Here is a 17750-nt window from a genome sequence, read left to right on the forward strand (position 1 = left end):
GATCTAGGGGGGGCGAACGCCGCCTGGGGGATTGCCCCTCGTGCCCTCGTGCGCTTCACAGGCGTGGGGCGCCAGTTGTAATCGGAGCCCACGCCATGAGCGAGGATGGGAGAAGAAGCGTGGCGGCGTAGCCGCGTGCCCATAGCAACAGTCGGAGTGCCCGCCCGTGGTCAATCACGTCAACTTCATCTGGAACATCGCAGAGTCTCTGCGTGGCCCGTTCAAGCCTTCCGAGTACGGCTCGGTGGTCCTGCCGTTCACGGTGCTGCGCCGGCTTGATGCCGTGCTCGCCGACACCAAGGCTGAGGTGCTGAAGGTCGTGCCCGCCGTGGAGAAGCTGCCCGAGATGCTGCAGACGATCAAGCTGACCGAGGCGTCGGGTCACGAGTTCTACAACACGAGCGCCTTCGACTTCGCCAAGCTCGTCGCCGACCCGCAGGACCTCCGCGCAAACCTCTCCGCATACCTGGCGGGGTTCTCGCCGAACGTGCGGGACATCTTTGACCGGTTCGAGTTCGACAAGACGCTGAACAAGCTGGCGGAGAAGAACAAGCTGTTCTCGGTGACGGAGAAGTTCGCGCAGGCCGACTTCCACCCGCGCGCGGTGAGCAACATTGAGATGGGTCTGGTGTTCGAGGAGCTCATCCGGTGGGCGAACGAGCGCTCGAACGAGACAGCGGGTGACCACTACACCCCCCGCGAGGTCATCACGCTCATGGTCGAGTTGCTGTTCGCACTCGACGACGACGCGCTGTCGAAGCCCGGCGCGGTCCGCTCCATCTACGACCCCACCGCCGGCACAGGCGGCATGCTCTCGGTCGCCGACGATTACCTGCGCACCCTGAACCCTGGCATCCAGCTGAGCCTGTACGGGCAGGACTACAACGACCAGTCCTACGCGATCTGCAAGGCCGACATGGTCATCAAGGGCCAGGACGTCGACAACATCGCGCTCGGCGACACCCTTACCGAGGACGCCTTCGAGGACAAGAAGTTCGACTACGGCCTGTCGAACCCGCCGTTCGGGGTCGACTGGAAGGACCAGCGCCAGTTCGTTGAGGATGAGCACGCCAAGCTTGGCTTCAACGGCCGGTTCGGGCCCGGCACCCCGTCGGTCAGTGACGGGGCGATGCTGTTCCTGCTGCACCTGGTGTCGAAGATGCGCCGACCTGAAGACGGCGGCGCCCGCATGGCGATCGTCCTCAACGGGTCACCGCTGTTCTCCGGTGGCGCGGGCGGCGGGGAGTCGAACATCCGCAAGTGGCTGCTCGATAACGACCTCGTCGAGGCGATCATCGGGCTGCCGAAGGACATGTTCTACAACACTGGTATCTCCACCTACATCTGGGTGCTCAGCAACCGCAAGGATGCTGACCGCAAGGGCCGGGTGCAGCTCATCGACGGCCGTGAGATGTTCACCAAGCTCCGCAAAGGCCTGGGCTCCAAACGCAACGAACTGTCCGCGCAGAACATCGAGACCATCGTCGGCCTGTACTCCGGGTTTGAAGACGGCGAGCACTCGAAGATCTTCCGCAACGAGGACTTCCTTTACCGCACCATCACCGTCGAGCGCCCCCTCAAGCTCAACTGGCAGGCAACGCCCGAGCGCATCGACGCCGTGTTCGAGGCGAAGGCGGTGCAGAAGCTGAGCGAGACGGATGCCGCTGCCCTCCGTGCCGCTCTCGACCGACTTGCCACCCCCCCGGCCGTTGAGCGAGCGGAGCGAGCCGAAACGCCCCGAACGTGGAAGAACCGAGCCGAGTTCCAAAAGACCCTCAAGGAAGCCGCGAAAGCAGAGGGACTCACCCTCGGGGCCCCGCTGCTGAAGACCGTGACGATGGAACTCGGCGAGCAGGACGACACCGCCGACGTGTGCCGCGACGCCATGGGCAACCCCGAACCCGACGCGTCGCTGCGCGACACCGAGAACGTCCCGCGGGACGAAGACATCGACGCCTACGTCGCCCGCGAAGTCCTCCCGTACGCCCCCGACGCATGGGTCGACCACGCCAAGACCAAAGAAGGTGCGGAGATCCCCTTCACCCGCCACTTCTACACCTACGTCCCGCCACGCCCGCTCGAAGAGATCGACCGCGACCTCGAAGCCGTCATGGACCAGCTTCGCGCCATGCTCGAAGAGGTTGAACGATGACTCGCGCCATGCGCGACTCAGGCGTGGAGTTTCTCGGTGAGGTTCCAAGCCACTGGGACGTGCAGCCCGCTGTCACCCTGGCACGGGTTCTCACGAGCACGGTGGACAAAAAGACCTACGAGGGTGAGCGGGTGGTCAAGCTTTGCAATTACACCGACGTGTATTACAGCGACCAGATCGTGGACAGCTCGGGCTTCATGGCGGCAACCGCGACCTCTGAACAAATCGCGAAGTTCTCGGTTCGCGCAGGAGACGTGCCATTCACGAAAGACTCGGAGACCGCAGACGACATCGGGATCCCCTCGTACGTGCCGAAGGACCTGCCGGGAACCGTGTACGGATACCACCTCAGCATCTACCGGCCGATCGACAAACGGCGCGGTCGATTCCTCAAATACCTGCTCGAATCCGATTACGCGAAGGCTTACTTCGAAGCGAAGACGCCGGGAGTGACGCGGGTCGGTCTCGGCCAGGCGACGATCCGATACTTCAGGGCACCAACGCCACCGGTCGAAGAAGCCGTCGCGATTGCGGACTATCTGGATCGGGAGACGGCGCGGATCGACGCGTTCATCGCGAAGAACGAGGAACTCATCGCCCTCCTCACCGAGCGCCGCTCCGCAAGCATCGTAAAGGCTGTGACGAAGGGTCTCGATGACACGGCGGAGCTCAAGGAAAGTGGCGTTTCGGTACTTGGCGCGATCCCTGTCGGCTGGACTGTGAGTCGCATCCGCAACGTTGGCCGCGTGATCATCGGCCTCACATACTCTCCAGAGGACATCTGCGACGAAGGTGACGGAGGGACTTTGGTGATCCGTGCTGGCAACGTCCAGGACGGCCGGCTCAACCTGGCGGACCGGGTATACGTCTCGAAGCCAATTCCCAAACCACTCAGGTTGCGACACGGAGACATAGTGATCTGCGCCCGGAACGGGAGCGCGCGACTGATCGGCAAGAATGCGCTCGCCACCGACGAAGTCCTCGGGCAAACCTGGGGTGCGTTCATGGCAGTCTTGCGGACGCCGATGAATGAGTATCTCCGTTGGGTGTTGAACTCGGCGATCTTCACATCGAGCCTTGGGGCTTTCGCGACAACCACGATCAATCAGCTGACGTCCTCCACGCTGTACTCTCTTCAGTTCGCAATGCCTCCCGAGGACCAGCAAACATCGATCGCCGCGTATCTGGCCGAAGTGACCGCAGCGATCGACCACGCAATCCGCGCGGCTAGACGCGCGATCGAACTCGCGCGTGAGCGCCGCGCCGCGCTGATTTCAGCGGCTGTGACGGGCAAGATCGACGTGGGGGTGGGTGCATGAGCAACGTTGCCGGGGCACATCTGGAGTCGGTGCTGGAGAGTGAGATCGCGGAGCATCTGGCCGCGAACGGTTGGCGGTACTCGCCGACCGATGCGGGCTATGACCGTGAGCTCGCCTTGTTCCCAGAGGACGTGCTCGGGTGGCTGAAAGATTCGCAGCCGACCGACTTCGCGAAGGTCGTCCGCCCAGCGGACACCGATGCGCAGCGTGAAGCGGCTGGTCGCGACATCCTGTCCCGTCTGGCGAAGGCTCTCGACAACGATCCGCTGAAGCACGGCGGTACGCTGCGTATCTTGCGCGAGGGGTTCTCGATGGTGCCGCTGCACGGTGGTGCGGTGAAGTTCCGGATGGCGCAGTTCCGGCCGGCGACGTCGAACAATCCGGACACGCTCGCGGCGTACGGCAAGATGCGGGTGCGGGTAATGCGTCAGGTGCATTACTCGGTAAAGCATCCGAACAAGGCGTTGGATCTGGTGCTGTTCGTCAACGGTGTTCCCGTAGCGACGGTGGAGCTGAAGACGGATTTCACGCAGCCGATCGGTAACGCGGTGGCGCAGTATCAGTTTGATCGGGATCCGGCGGGGGAGCCGTTGTTCTCGTTCGCGAAGCGTTCGCTGGTGCATTTCGTGGTTTCCAACGGCGAGGTGCGGATGACGACGAAGCTTGCCGGGCCGAGCACCCGGTTTCTGCCGTTCAACAAGGGGTACGACGAGGGCGCGGGGAATCCGCCGAACCCTCACGGGTCGGCATCCTCCTATTTCTGGGAGGAGATTCTGCAGCGCGACACCTGGTTGCAGTTGCTGGGGTCGTTCGTGCATTTGCAGGTCGATGTCGAGGTCGACCCGGACACGGGGAAGAAGACGCGGACTGAGAAGGTGCTGTTCCCGCGGTACCACCAGTGGCGGGCGGTGACGCGTCTGGTCGACGCGGCTCGGACGGAGGGTCCGGGGCACCGGTATCTGGTGCAGCATTCGGCGGGGTCGGGTAAGACGAACTCGATCTCGTGGCTGGCGCACCGGTTGTCGCAGCTGCATGACGAGAGCAACGAGCGGGTGTTCGACACCGTTGTGGTCGTGACGGACCGGACGGTGCTCGATAAGCAGTTGCAGGACGCGATCAGCCAGTTCGAGAAGCAGGCCGGGGTGGTGCAGTCGATCACCCGGGAGTCGGGGGAGTCGAAGTCGAAGGAGCTGGAGGCGGCGCTGGTCGGCGGTAAGAACATCGTGATCGTGACGATCCAGTCGTTCGAGGCGCTGATCAAGGCCGTCCAGTCGCTGCCGCAGTTGCAGGGGCGACGGTTCGCGGTGATCGCGGATGAGGCGCACTCGTCGCAGACCGGGTCGACTGCCGGTGCGTTGACGAAGGTGCTGTCGCCGGATGAGCAGGCGGCGGTCGCGGAGGGCGCGCCGATCGATTCGGACGCGTACCTGCAGTGGGCGATGGAGGTCACTGCATCGGCCCCCAACATCTCGTACTTCGCGTTCACCGCGACGCCGAAGGCGAAGACGCTGGAGCTGTTCGGGCGGGTGCCCGAGGGTGGGGATCTGCCGGAGCCGTTCGATCTGTATTCGATGCAGCAGGCGATCGAGGAAGGGTTCATCCTCGACGTGCTGCAGAACTACACCCCGTACAAGGTGGCGTGGAAGCTGCAGCACCCCGATGACGACTACACCGCCCATCAGGAGGTCGATGAGTCGACCGCGGCGAAAGCGCTGGTGCAGTACGTGCGGCTGCATCCGACGAACATCAGCCAGAAGGCGAAGATCGTCGTCGATCATTTCCGCACCTTCGCGCAGCCGCTGCTGGACGGCAAGGCGAAAGCGATGGTCGTCACCGGGTCCCGGAAAGAAGCGGTGCGGTGGAAGAAGTACCTCGACAAGTACATCGCCGACGCGCACATCCTGGGCGTCCGCTCCCTGGTCGCGTTCTCGGGCACAGTGGACGACCCGGAGGATGTGGGTGAGGGGTTGACGGAGAGGACGCAGAACCCGGGCCTGCGCGCTTCGGATCTGGCGGAGGCGTTCAAGCCGTCGACGTACAACGTGATGATCGTGGCGGAGAAGTTCCAGACCGGGTTCGATCAGCCGCGCCTGGTCGCGATGTATGTCGACAAGAAGCTCGGCGGGGTGCAGGCCGTGCAGACTCTGTCGCGGCTGAACCGCACCTACCCGGGCAAGGACAAGACGTACGTGCTGGACTTCGTCAACGAGCCACAGGACATCCTCGACGCGTTCCTGCCCTACTACCGGAAGGCGACGCTCACCGCGACGACGGACCCGAACCTCATCTACGACCTCGTGACGAAACTTGACGCCTCCGGCATCTACACGATGAGCGAAGTCGAGCAGGCGTTCGACGCAGCGTTGGCCGGCGGCACGAACGCGAACTCGAAGGTGTCCGCTGCGACCAAGCCCGCGGTGGACCGGTTCTCGAAGCGATGGTTCGACGCCGTCACGGGCGGTGACAAGGTCGAGCAGGACGAGCTGAAGCTGTTCAAATCGGATGCTGGCCAGTTCGTGAAGTTCTACGACTTCATCTCCCAAGCCCGCAACCTCGAAGACACCGACCTACCCCGCCGCCACTACTTCCTCCGACGCATCCTGCCGCAGCTGTCCACCGCGACATACGAGGAACCGGTCGACATCTCGAAGGTGCAGCTCGCCGGCTACAAGATCACACCCGGCGAGGCCGTCAAGCTCAACCTCGAGCAGGGGCCGGGCCTGGACCCGATCACCGCGATCGGTTCCGGCGCGATCCATGAGAAGCACCGCAGCGCGCTCGAGGAGATCATCGAGAAGCTCAACGAACGGCTTGGAGACAAGTACGGCGTCGGCGTCATCGACATCACAATGAACCACATCGTCGGCAAGCTCGCCCTCGACCCCGACCTCGCCAACCAGGCCGCCGTCAACACTCCGCAGCAGTTCGCGGAGTCGCCGGCGTTGCCGAAGGCGTTCACGAAGGCTCTGCTCGGGGTGCGGGACGACACCCCCGCGTTCATCGACGACCTGTTCAGTGACAGCGGGCTGTATGCGGAGCTCGGGAAGGCGCTACCGGCGATGCTGTACGAGTACCTGAAGGACCGCGCGACAGAGGGGAGCGCTTCAGCGTGAATGTATGGGGAGTGCACAACAACGTCCTGACCACCGAACTTGTAGACCAAGGCTTTATCAGCCTCGGGTGGGACGACCTGCCTGATCTGAGCTCCATTGGCGGCGGGCGCGAGGGCCTCAAATCCGCCCTTGCAGGGGCGGACCCCGACGCCAAACCGCGGTCCATCGCAGGGCAGGCGGGCGTGCTCACTCGGTTCCGCGACGAGATGCGAATCGGTGATGTGATCGTCGCGCCGTACAAGCCCGATTCGACGATCAACTTGGGTGTAGTCACAAGTGATTACTACTTCGATCCCGAGGCTCGGGTGCATCGCCATCGACGACGGGTGGAGTGGAAGCGGCTGGGACTGCCTCGGACCCTCTTCTCGCAGGCCGCGCTCTACGAGATCGGTTCCGTGCTTGCGGTGTTTCGAGTGCGTCGACACGTCGATGAGTTCCTGGCTGCGCTACGGAGCTCCGGGGAATCGCTGGACGAAATTGCCGAGACTGTTGACCGTGCGGCGGAGCAGACGGCTACGGACGATGAGATCGACGAACCGCGTGCATCCAGGATTGAGCGTCATACGCGTGACTTCGTGCTCGAAACGCTGCACCGAAAGCTCAGCCATGAGGAGTTTGAGGAGTTCACCGCCGCACTACTGCGTGCACTCGGGTATCAAGCGCGAGTCACGCAGTACTCGCAGGACGGTGGTGTCGATGTCATCGCGCATCGCGACCCGCTAGGCGTGGAACCTCCACAGATCAAGGTGCAGTGCAAGCACAAGACCGGCACGGTAGGTGCCCCGGAGGTCCAGCAGCTCATCGGCACTCAAGGGCTTGGCGAGCTGTCGCTGTTCGTCACGCTCGGCGCTTACTCGCGTGATGCGCTCGCGATCGAACGCCAGCGTCCGGGGCTCCGGTTACTGTCGGGGGAGGACGTCGTGACGATGGTGCTCGAAAACTATGCGGAGCTCCCGGAACCTTGGCGTGCAATCATCCCGCTCACCCGGGTGCTCGTCGTGGCGGATGCCGCGGAACGCTAGGTCATGCCGGTGCTTCCCATTGACGCGACAGGGGGAGGATCAGGATCGGGACGCCCGCGGCAAGAACCCCCAGCCTTGCGAGCGGCCCCGCGGCGAAGATGATGAATCTTGGAACGCGCTCGGCTCGGCGACCCGGCCGCGCGTCGCGGAGTCGATTTGCACTCCGAGCGCGAGGTATTCGTCGAGACCATGGGAGCGGCCATGGGTGCCGCTGCATCATAAGTGGCGGGCTACGCGACGGTATCTTCTTTATCTGCCGGTGTTGCACGATCCGCAAGCCGCGCCGACCGCAGACCCTGGCGATATCCGTCGAGCGCGCTCGCCCTGTCCGACGCGCTCCCATACTTGTAGGCCCGATCGCGGAGGAGGACGCACAGCTTCAGCACGTCGTCGAGATTGTCTGACGGTGGACCCGAAACGTAGCGGTCCTCGCACATCCAGCGAAGATAGCTGCTGGTGATCCAGGTATTCTCCGCAGTGTTCAGAAGCGTCATCACCTGCTGTGGCCAGCTGGGCGCCCCGAGAATCACCGCGAAGAGCATCCCCGCCGTGATCCTCTCTGCGCCTGATTGAAATCCGCCGTTAGTGATCGCAGCGGAGAACACCGGCTCAAGCTTCGGCGTAACAAGCTTCGTCGTCATTCCTCCGACCGCGGTCGCGACAGGGATTGACTTCGAGAGGGACTCGATAAAGTCCGCCTTGTCCTCATCGGATTTCCAGTCGGTGTCGTCGCTGGAAAGTTCGACCATTCGAGTGAGGTAGGCCTGGAAATCTGCTTGGCGGGCGTCGAAAGAGTGCATCGCGATCACGCGACCCCATGTCTCAAGGACCTTCTCCAGCATGTCTCGTTTGAGATCTAGATCGGCGACCTGGTCGGAGTCTCGTAGCACCGCGGAGGAAAATTCGACTATGCGGCGCGTGACGGCTGGCGGGCGCATCTTCTCCAGGACAAGGTTGTACTTGATGCGGTCTCCACCCTCCGGTACGTCATAGTCCTCAATGTCGAGCCTGGGTGCTTGCGTGACCGCCAGCTCCTTGTGGCTTTCGGGGCCTATCACTTCGATGGGGGCCATGACGTCGTACGGAGAGCCCAGTTCCAGAGGCTGATCGAGGACGCTGAGCACGGCCTCGCGGGACCTAGCCAAGAGCTCTCGGTCGTGCCGAACGAGGGCGGCATAACGCGTCACAAGCGGCGCGTACCAAAAGACGTCCGACGTGATCAGAGAGCGGAAGTCGGGGTCCGCCGACGCGCGCTTCGCTGCATATAGGAGGAACACCGCGCTCCGTGAGAAATGGACCTCCGTGCCGTCTCGCCGCAGGACACGGCGGCCGAGCAAGAACGCCACGACCTCGCTGGCTGATGCAGGCCAACTGAACGAGTCGATTGCGGACTGAACGACTTCAAGCGTCCGTACTTCGTCGAACCGATCGACCTTCGCCTCGACCATGCGCTGCGCGAGGATGGTGAGAATTGCCTCGACATCGCGACCCGTCAGCGGCCCACTGATTGCATGGTGTGGATCCCCGTGCATGAGAAGCAACTCGACATAGGAGTCGAGCAGGGAAATGGATGACGAAACCTCTGGTGCTTTTCCGCTCACGAGCAAGTACAGGAGCAGGGTCACGTTAAACGGAGTACGTTGCAGTCCCTCGTTGTCCAGAAACTCGATGAGTTCGGCGGCAATGCGCTCGCCTTCAGAGGGCGCGACGCAACGCGCGAGAATTTCTACGTCGGACTTTCGGAGTCGTCCGACGTAAACAGTGCGCGGGATGACGCCTCGGCTTCGAAGCTGGCCAACGATCTCCTCCTCGCGTCCGCTCCGGCAACCGACATACGTGGCGACGGCAACCCCCTGTGCCAGCTCACCCATCACCTGAGTCGACACGCGCGGCTTCTCCGGGTCAAAATCATCGAGCGCCAAAACGATGTCTGGCACCGCGTCGCCTCGCCGAGCGATGAGGCCGAGCTGGCGCGCGCGGTCTTCGATGGCGGCTCCCAGCGGAACTCTAGTGGCGCGGCACTCATGAAATGGGACATAAATCGGCGCGGCCGCTCCGAGCTCACGCGAAGCTTCATTGGCGAGCCATTTGAGCGCCGTCGTGACGCCCGCGCCCTCGTCTCCGACAACGACGACGAAGTCGTCGCTACGCGCAATGTCAGCAGCATGAAGTCGAGGCAATCTCTGGGCCCCGCTGCCGCGTCGTCGTCTGGTTAGGACGGAGTGCGGCACCGACGAGAGGATCGGCGGCAAGATGACGCCCGCCTCACCAGAATGAGCAACGTCTAGCAGCTCCTCGAGTACCGATTCTGAACGCATGTTCAGTGCGAGCTCTTCGCGAGCTTCAGCGAATGCGTCGCGCGCCATGCCCGCCGGCGTCAAACTCAGCGCCGTTGTTGGCTGAAGGTGCGCTTCCAGGAACGGCGCAAGGTCTTCGTAGTTATCGCCGTAAGCCACAGGTTCAATCGCGTCGTTGGCGTGTTCTCGCCGTAGGTCATCGACCTCTCGCGCGCGGCAAAGTCGCACGTGGTGGACGCCGGAGTTCTGGAATGTTTGTCGGTGCCACTTGAGTAGTTCGCCGAGATTGGGGTCAGCCATTCCTGCACCGAACCCGACGTAGACGAGGGTTTTCACACTTGAGATCGCCTTCTGAAGCGCCTGCGTGGCGGCGTCAGCCACGACCGCAGCGTAGTCACTCTCCGTCAAGACGAGCGACCCCGGCTGGTCCCAGGTCCCATGAAGATGACCGATCGCCTCCGACTCGCCAGCTAGCAGTCGCTGCAAATGGGCCGCGTCGGTCCATGTCGCGCTCGGTCGCCCCGAGGCCCTTTCGATCAAATCATCGTAATTGGTCGTGAGTATCGGAAATGGATAAGCGCACAACGCCTTCGCGAGACGGTCATCCTGGAGAGGCAGTTGTCCGACCTCAGCCCTCAGCCAGTCTGCGAAGTTCTGGCTGTCTTTCCCGCCCAGTGCGGAGGTGATCATTCCCGCTGCCCCGATGACGGCCTCTGAACTGCCCGTCTCACGTGCGAACGAGATCTGCATGTCGACGAGAGCGCTCCAGCCGCTTGCCTGAGTGGTGGTCTGTTCTGCACGTGCTCGCCCGCTCTCCAGAAGGCCCAACCAAGTCGCGGTTGGCGCTTTGCCGGAGAGCGCGGCCGACGCGCCGGTCCCCACGACGAACACAACCCCTGACGACGACACCGCGCGCGCGAACGCATTGAGCGACAATTGACCCTCCGACTCTCCCATTGAGCAACATGCCGATCTTGGCATGCTGTGGCGGTGCGGCGTCGAACATGTCGACGGTGCGTCGCCATAGTCGTCCAGGCTGCGGGCGTATGCCTATGCCTGCCGACGCCGACCCAGCGGGACTTCTCATGACGCGGGGCATTCACGGTAGAGCGTGGAGCCGTTTGATCCAGCCACCCGTGAGTCCATCCCGAGCGTGCTCCAACGGTAATCGAAGGCTGAGTTCGACTTGCCTAGCTAGCTGCACGGCGTGAATAGCGCGCGGTGCGCGACGCTGCGTGGCAGCGCGGCTTAGACATGCGTCGTCCGGCGCCTGAAGCGGCCCGCCCTCCAAACCGGAAGGGCGGGCCGTAATCACAAACAACCTCAGTCGAACACGACAGTCACCTTGTCCGCCGCCCCCGGCGTCGCCGCGACCTTCAGCGCTTCGAGCGCCTGGTCGAACGGGAACCGGTGGCTGATGATCTTCGCGTACTTCTCCCAGTTCTCGACGATGTCGTCGGTCACCTCGAAGATCTCGGTCGGGTAGCCCATCGCCCACACGATGTTCAGCTCGGACTGCAGGATGCCGCCGAAGTCCAGCTCCACCGGCTTCTTGTGCACCGCGACGATGCCGAGCGTGGCACCGTGCTTTGCCATGTTCGCGGCGGTCTGCGGCACGACAGAGACGCCCGCGGCATCCAGGTAGATGTCGGTGCCCGGACGCACGCCCCGCACCCACGGGGTGGCGCCGTCGCCGTGCAGTTCGACCAGGCGGGCGCCGACGTCTTCCTTGGACGAGTCGATGACGGCATCCGCACCGATCTCCAGTGCCTTCTCGAGGCGAGAGGGAATCACGTCGACGACGACGATGTGGCTCGCGCCCTTGCGGCGGTAGCCGAGCAGCGCGCCCAGGCCGATGGGTCCGGCGCCGAAGATGACGACCTTGTCGCCCTCCTTCACGCCGGTGCGGTTGACGGCGTGCAGGGCGACGGCCATCGGCTCGTTGAGCGCGGCGACATCCCACGGCACATCGTTGGGGATGACCTTCAGCTGCACACCCGGCGCGGCATCGTGCACGACGACGTACGGGGTCAGACCGCCCTGGGCGCCCCCGGAGCCGAGCAGCCCGTCGGTGAAGCGCATCGTGTCGATGACGACGTGGTCGCCGACGGTGAAGCCCTCGACCTCGGCGCCGATCTCGACGATCTCCGCGGCCGGCTCGTGGCCCAGGGGAGTGGCGCCCTGACGGGGCGGGATGCCGCCGTAGCTCGCGTACATCGCGTCGGAGCCGCAGATGCCGCACGCGCGCATGCGCAGCAGCACGTCGCGGGGTCCGACCTCGGGCTTGTCGACCTCGACCCAGTCGATCTGGTTGACACCGGTGATGTGGACAGATTTCATGGGGCCCTCCTGGCGCCTTTGACCTGGTCGGCAGGGTTCGCGCGACCATCTCCAGCGTAGTCGAACAGTGTTCGGAAATGCGGGTGAAACGAGGGTCACGGCATCCGGTCATGCGGAGTTCACCGTGCGGTCACCCGGTCGACGGATTCACGTCAGGCGATGCCGATGGCCTCGAAAGGTTGGTTTCGACCCGAGGAGATTGATGAGCCGTCTGACCCGCGCGTTCGCCGCGACGGTGGTGTGCGCGCTGGGCGCCGCCGCCGTGGTGGCCGCGCCCGCCGCCGCACTCGCCGCTGAGCCCGGCATCCGCATCAATGAGATCGAGTCCTCCGGGGGAGTGCCCGGGGATTGGATCGAGCTGCACAACGCCGGCTCGGCGCCCGTGGTGCTCGACGGATACACCGTCAAGGATGACGACGACACCCACGCCTACGAGCTGCCGCCCGGCACGCAGCTCGCGCCCGGCGCGTACCTCGTGCTCGACGAACTGATCGGCGAGGCCGGGCACCTCGACTTCGGCCTCGGCAAGGCTGACCGGGCGCGCCTGTTCGACCCGGCGGGCCAGCTCGTCGACGAGCACGGCTGGAGCGAGCACGCGGTCGCCACCTGGGCGGTCGCACCCGACGGCACGTGGGCGCAGGCATCCGCCCCGACCAAGGGCGCGGAGAATGTGTTCGCCGCGCCGGAGACGCCCGCGGCGGGCGTGGTCGTGCTGAACGAGGTCGACTCGCAGCCGGCGGACTGGGTGGAGCTGTACAACCCCGGCGCCGAGGCGCTGGACATCTCGGGCTTCGAAATCCGCGACAACAGCGACGACCACCGCTGGCGCTTCCTTCCCGGCACTTCGATCGCCGGCGGCGCGTACCTCGTCGTCGACGAGAACACCGTCGGCGCGGTGGGGGAGGGCACGGCGCCCTTCCGCGACCCGATCGGCATCGGCAGCGTCGACCGCATCCGCCTGTTCGACGCGGCCGGCGCGCTGCTCGACGACACCGAGCCGTGGCAGGGACACGCCGCGATCGACGGGGATGCCGCGGCAGCAACGCTCGCCCGCTGTCCCGACGGCGAGGGACCCTTCGTGCTCGCGTACCCCACTCCGGGGGCATCCAACACGTGCGTCCCGCCGACGGTCGCGATCAACGAGATCGAGTCGAACGGCGACGCGACCGACTGGGTCGAGGTCGTCAACACCGGCTCGGCGGCGGTCGACCTGTCGGGGTGGACCCTCATGGACAACGACCCCGTCGGGCACGCCGCCGAGACCACGCCGCTCGCTGCCGGCACGGTGCTCGAGCCGGGCGCGTACTTCGTGTTCGACCAGCCGCGCGACTTCGTGTTCGGCCTGGGCAACGGCGACACCGTGACGGTGCGCGACGCGCGCGGCAACACCGTCGCCGAGCACCGGTACGACGCGCACGCGAACGGGGTGTGGGCGCGCTGCGCCGACGGCGTCGGTGCGTTCGCCGACCTCGAGACGGCGACGAAGGGCACGCGCAACGCCTGCGGCAACCCGGTGCGCATCAACGAGGTCGAATCCGACGGCGGCTCGCCCGACGACTGGATCGAGCTGGTGAACCCCACGTCGACCGCGCTGGATGTCGCCGGCATCCGCGTCTCTGACGACGACGACACCCACGCGTATGTGCTGCCGGGCGGCTCGACGATCGCACCCCACGGGTACCTCGTGCTGGAGCGCGCCGACCTCGGCTTCGGCCTGGGCGGGGGCGACACGGTGCGCCTGTTCGAGGGTGACGAGCTGATCGATTCCGCCTCGTGGGGTGCCGGTCACGCGGCCACGACGTGGGGCCGCTGCCCCGACGCCACCGGCCCGTTCGCAGTCACCGCCGAGTCCACCAAGGGAACGGCGAACGTGTGCCAGGGCGACATCCCGCTCGGGGTGTGGCCGGGCGCCGAGACGGTGCGCGCACTGGATGAGACCCCGATGTTCCTCGCCGACAGCTCGGGACTCGACGTGCAGCAAACGACCGACGGCACCTTTCTGTGGGCCGTGGACAACGGCACCGGTCGCTACTGGAAGCTCGCCGTCGCGGCCGACGGGACGGTCGCCTTCGCAGACGGCTGGGCCGACGGCAGGCGCGCGCGCTTCCAGAAGGATGCCGGCGACCCCCGGGCGGCGGGTCCGGATGCCGAGGGCATCACGATCGCTGGGGACGGGTTCGTCTACCTGGCGTCTGAGCGCGACAACTCCGCCAAGGGCGTGAACCAGAACGTCGTGCTGAAGCTCGATCCCACCGCCCCCGGGCCTGACGTCGTCGCGATGCAGCAGTGGGATCTCACGGCGCAGCTGCCGGCGGTGAGCGCCAATCTCGGCATGGAGGCGATCGAGTGGATCGCCGATGCCGACCTCGCCGGCAAGCTCGTCGACGCGAACACGAACGCGCTGTACGACCCGGCGCGCTACCCGCTGCACGGCGACGGGCTGATCGTCGTGGCTGTCGAGGACGGCGGCGGCCTCTCGGCGTTCGCGCTCAACAGCGACGGCTCCACGCAGCTGGTCGCCACGATCGATCCGGGGCTGCCGGGTGTCATGGCGCTCGACTACGACACCGTGCTCGACGTGCTGTGGGCCGTGTGCGACGACGGATGCGACGGCAGGGCCGCGCAGGTCACGCTCAACGGCACCTCGCAGCCGGCCATCGCGCACGTCGCGCGACCGGGCGGGATGCCGAACGTCAACAACGAGGGCTTCGCCACGATGCCGGTGGTCGCGGCGGGCGCGACCGAGCGGGCCGCGTGGTGGTTCGAGGACGGCGTCGAGGCGGGCGCGCTGCGGCTGGGGTCGGTGCGCGTTGTGGACGGTGCGGAGCCGGGGGAGCCGGGGACGCCGGGTGAGCCTGGGGAGCCGGGAACGCCGGGGACGCCGGGGACGCCTGGAGCGCCCGGGCTGCCCGGAGCGCCCGGTGCGCCGAGCGGTCCGGCCGCGCCGACGGCGCCGCTGCCCGGTTCGGGCCTCACCGCCGAGAACCGCGGCACGCTGACGGCACCGGCATCCGCCGCCGCCGGCGCGCGCATCACGATCGGGGTGGGCGCGGCGCACGCGGGCCGCGACGTCGAGGTGTGGATGTACTCCACCCCGGTGCAGATCGGGCAGGGCACGCTGGATGCCGCGGGTCGCATCTCCGTGGTGGTGCCGGCCGACACCACCCCCGGCATGCACCGCCTCGCGGTCTACGCGGATGGTGATCTGCTCGGCTGGACCGACATCCGCATCACGGGCGCCGCGTTGGCCGTCACCGGCGGCGCCGGTGCGGAGGGCGCCGCGGTGCTGGGCGTGCTGCTGGTGCTGCTGGGCGGGGCCGGCGTGGCGATGCGACGACGAGCCGCCACGCGGTGAGGTGACGAGGCTCGGCACGTGGCGTCGTTGACGCGCGTGCCGGGCCTCGCGCGCTGCGCGAGCGTGTGAGACTGCTCGAGCAGGAGGTCGAGACCCTCCGGAATCTGAGGGAGCGGCATGAGCGACGACGGCGGGCGGAGCGCGAAGCGTCCCGGGCGACCGCGCAGCGCGAGCCGCGACGACGTGCGCGCCGTGGCGATGGCGCTGTTCGAACAGCAGGGGTACGCCGCGACATCGCTGGCGCAGATCGCCCGCGCGGTCGGCGTCGGCCGCACCACCCTGTTCTCGTACTTTCCGGCCAAGCGCGACCTCATGTGGGGCGAGCTCGACAGCCGCACCGAGCGCATGCGGCAGAGTCTCGCGGCATCCACCGATCTGCCACCGATGGAGGTGATCGTCGCCGCGATCCTCGCGCTGTCGCACTACAGCGCCGCCGATCGCGCGGCGTTCACCGCCCGCTGGCGCATCGTGGATGCCGACGACGAACTGCGCGCGACGGTGGCCCTGCGCCGGGCCGAGCTGAGCCGCGAGATCCTCGATGGGGTGCACCGGCGCGCTCCCGAGCTCGATCGGGAGCGGGTGGGCGACGTGGTGCACGCGCTCATGGCGATCGGTGAGCGGGCGACGTCGGAGTGGGCGGATGCAGCCGAGGTGAGCGAGGGGCTCGACACGTACATGGCGCGGCGGCTGGAGCCGTTCGTGGTGGTGCTGCGGCCGCTGCTCGGGTGAGGTGCGGACGAGCGCCCTGGGACGCGCGCCGATAATGGACGGATGGAGCCCTGGGAGCTGCACGGGTGGCACGCCGACTACCTCGACGCCTGCAACCGGCACGACCTCACCGCGATCGCGGAGTTCCTCGACCCGGCGGTGCGCCGCGCGCACCTTCCGGCGGGTGCAGGCGCATGGATTCGCGATCTCGCCGACCTCTTCCAGGCGTTCCCGGATTGGCGCTGGCGCCGCATCCAGCTCGTGGTCGAAGACGACCGCATCGCCGCGCACCTGCGGGGGAGCGGCACCCACTCGGGGGAGTTCCAGGGGATCGCGCCCACGCGGCGTCATGTCAACGTGGCGGAGTTCGCGTTCTACCGCGTGGTGAACGGGCGGATCGTCGAGGTCACCGGCAGCGGCAGCGCCGAGTTGCTCAGCCAGCTCAAGGCGCGGTGATGCCAGAAGCGACTGCGCGTGACCAGTCGAACACCGTGCTGCGGTGTACGCGCGGCGGCGGCCTTGTCAGCGCCCGAGGAGGGCGTGCCGGGGCCAGCGCCGAACGTACTCGGCGAGACCCTCGATGTCGGCGTACACGGTTGAGAAGCTGTAGCCGAATCGGCGCTCGAGCTGATCGCGGATCTCGCTCTTGGCCGCGTGTCCGATCCGGTATGTGAACACCGGCGCGTTCGCGGCGGGGAGTTGTCCCTCTCTGGCGTGTGCGAACCGCATGGGGATCGAGGTCACCTCGCGGAGCTCGCTGGCCGTCCATGATCTCGCGCCTCGCGCGACAGAGTGCCCGTCCTGCAAATCGATCGGGACGCCATCGATGATGAACGCGGCGTTCTGAGCCGGAATGCGGCCGTGAACCGCCGGCGGGCGCCAGATCTTGCGCCCCAGCCCTGTTCCCCAGTTGACCTGGTGCCGGGCGGCGTCGGAGTCGAGACGATGCCACCGTGGACGATTCGCGTTCCACTGCGAGTTGAGCTGCACCGGCGCCTTGGTGGAGCCGAAAACGAGCAGCCGGCCATCGCTCTCATTGGTCTTCTCGTCACGCGAGACAGCGAACCATGCGGCGATGAGCGGGTTGTAGGTCACATCCAGGAGTCGCGTGGGGACGCCGACATGCTGCATCTGCGCGAACAGCTGCAGTGCGGGAATGCCGTCGAGCCGCCAGTCGATCCGAGCGCGATCCAGCAGCCTCTTTTCAGCCTCGACCAGTTCGGCTTCGGTGGGGTATCGGCCCGTCGCACCGTGGATGGCCCGAGATAGGGAGCTGTGCAGCCCCCACGACGCATCGGACTGCCCCCGCCACACGAACGATTCGGTCCGGTAGAGACCGGTCAGTTCGTTGATCGCGGTCTGAAGATCGGCCCAGCTATCGATTCGCCTCTCCCAAGGCGCGAAGAGCTCGGTCGCGTCGGTCTGCATCGCGTCGGTGTGCATC

General features: G+C 66.0%; 10 protein-coding genes. 7 read left to right on the plus strand and 3 right to left on the minus strand.

Going from position 1 to position 17750, the window contains the following annotated elements; all coding sequences use genetic code 11:
• Nucleotides 1-166: 166 nt before the first annotated feature.
• From H9651_RS01925 to H9651_RS01940, 4 genes are read left to right on the plus strand one after another with little or no spacing between them, the layout of a single operon-like run.
• Nucleotides 167-2152 carry a type I restriction-modification system subunit M gene (locus H9651_RS01925; RefSeq protein ID WP_191717396.1) on the plus strand — a complete coding sequence of 662 codons (1986 nt, stop codon included), beginning with the start codon at nt 167-169 and terminating at the stop codon, nt 2150-2152.
• Entirely contained in the window at nt 2149-3471 is a 1323-nt protein-coding gene (locus H9651_RS01930; RefSeq protein WP_191717397.1) for a restriction endonuclease subunit S, read from the plus strand. The genes H9651_RS01925 and H9651_RS01930 overlap by 4 nt, the downstream gene beginning before the upstream one ends.
• Entirely contained in the window at nt 3468-6584 is a 3117-nt protein-coding gene (locus H9651_RS01935) for a type I restriction endonuclease subunit R (RefSeq protein ID WP_191717398.1), read from the plus strand. Before H9651_RS01930 ends, H9651_RS01935 begins: the two co-directional genes overlap by 4 nt.
• 11 nt (nt 6585-6595) lie before the next feature.
• Nucleotides 6596-7606 (plus strand): restriction endonuclease, encoded by a 1011-nt coding sequence (locus H9651_RS01940; protein WP_318244719.1) that lies wholly within the window; start codon nt 6596-6598, stop codon nt 7604-7606.
• A gap of 230 nt (nt 7607-7836) precedes the next feature.
• On the opposite strand, the gene H9651_RS01945 is transcribed toward H9651_RS01940, so the two are convergent.
• Together H9651_RS01945 and H9651_RS01950 are read right to left on the minus strand one after the other, a co-directional pair.
• Nucleotides 7837-10839 (minus strand): SIR2 family NAD-dependent protein deacylase, encoded by a 3003-nt coding sequence (locus H9651_RS01945; protein WP_191717400.1) that lies wholly within the window; start codon nt 10837-10839, stop codon nt 7837-7839.
• A 387-nt stretch (nt 10840-11226) separates the two neighbouring features.
• Entirely contained in the window at nt 11227-12243 is a 1017-nt protein-coding gene (locus H9651_RS01950; RefSeq protein WP_191717401.1) for a zinc-dependent alcohol dehydrogenase, read from the minus strand.
• Nucleotides 12244-12445: 202 nt separating this feature from the next.
• Between H9651_RS01950 and H9651_RS01955 the strand changes: the two genes are divergently transcribed.
• The 3 genes from H9651_RS01955 to H9651_RS01965 all read left to right on the plus strand — a co-directional run bounded on the left by H9651_RS01955 (nt 12446) and on the right by H9651_RS01965 (nt 16762).
• On the plus strand, nt 12446-15598 hold the full coding sequence (locus H9651_RS01955; protein WP_191717402.1) for a lamin tail domain-containing protein: 3153 nt from the start codon (nt 12446-12448) through the stop codon (nt 15596-15598).
• Nucleotides 15599-15715: 117 nt separating this feature from the next.
• The gene (locus tag H9651_RS01960; protein ID WP_191717403.1) at nt 15716-16327 is read left to right on the plus strand and encodes a TetR family transcriptional regulator; all 612 of its coding nucleotides are present in this window, start codon (nt 15716-15718) and stop codon (nt 16325-16327) included.
• 42 nt (nt 16328-16369) lie between these two features.
• Nucleotides 16370-16762 (plus strand): ester cyclase, encoded by a 393-nt coding sequence (locus H9651_RS01965; RefSeq protein WP_191717404.1) that lies wholly within the window; start codon nt 16370-16372, stop codon nt 16760-16762.
• A gap of 66 nt (nt 16763-16828) precedes the next feature.
• Here H9651_RS01965 and H9651_RS01970 read toward each other — a convergent pair whose 3' ends face one another.
• The gene (locus H9651_RS01970) at nt 16829-17749 is read right to left on the minus strand and encodes an FRG domain-containing protein (protein WP_191717405.1); all 921 of its coding nucleotides are present in this window, start codon (nt 17747-17749) and stop codon (nt 16829-16831) included.
• Nucleotide 17750: the final 1 nt, after the last annotated feature.

The organism is Microbacterium pullorum, assembly GCF_014836535.1.
GTDB classification, from domain to species: Bacteria; Actinomycetota; Actinomycetes; order Actinomycetales; family Microbacteriaceae; genus Microbacterium; species Microbacterium pullorum.

What these genes read in the sequence shown, in the direction of transcription:
- H9651_RS01935 (WP_191717398.1), top strand. Translation starts at nt 3,468, where the DNA reads ATGAGCAACGTTGCCGGGGCACATCTGGAGTCGGTGCTGGAGAGTGAG.
- H9651_RS01950 (WP_191717401.1), bottom strand. Translation starts at nt 12,243, where the DNA reads ATGAAATCTGTCCACATCACCGGTGTCAACCAGATCGACTGGGTCGAG.
- H9651_RS01955 (WP_191717402.1), top strand. Translation starts at nt 12,446, where the DNA reads ATGAGCCGTCTGACCCGCGCGTTCGCCGCGACGGTGGTGTGCGCGCTG.
- H9651_RS01930 (WP_191717397.1), top strand. Translation starts at nt 2,149, where the DNA reads ATGACTCGCGCCATGCGCGACTCAGGCGTGGAGTTTCTCGGTGAGGTT.
- H9651_RS01965 (WP_191717404.1), top strand. Translation starts at nt 16,370, where the DNA reads ATGGAGCCCTGGGAGCTGCACGGGTGGCACGCCGACTACCTCGACGCC.
- H9651_RS01960 (WP_191717403.1), top strand. Translation starts at nt 15,716, where the DNA reads ATGAGCGACGACGGCGGGCGGAGCGCGAAGCGTCCCGGGCGACCGCGC.
- H9651_RS01970 (WP_191717405.1), bottom strand. Translation starts at nt 17,749, where the DNA reads ATGCACACCGACGCGATGCAGACCGACGCGACCGAGCTCTTCGCGCCT.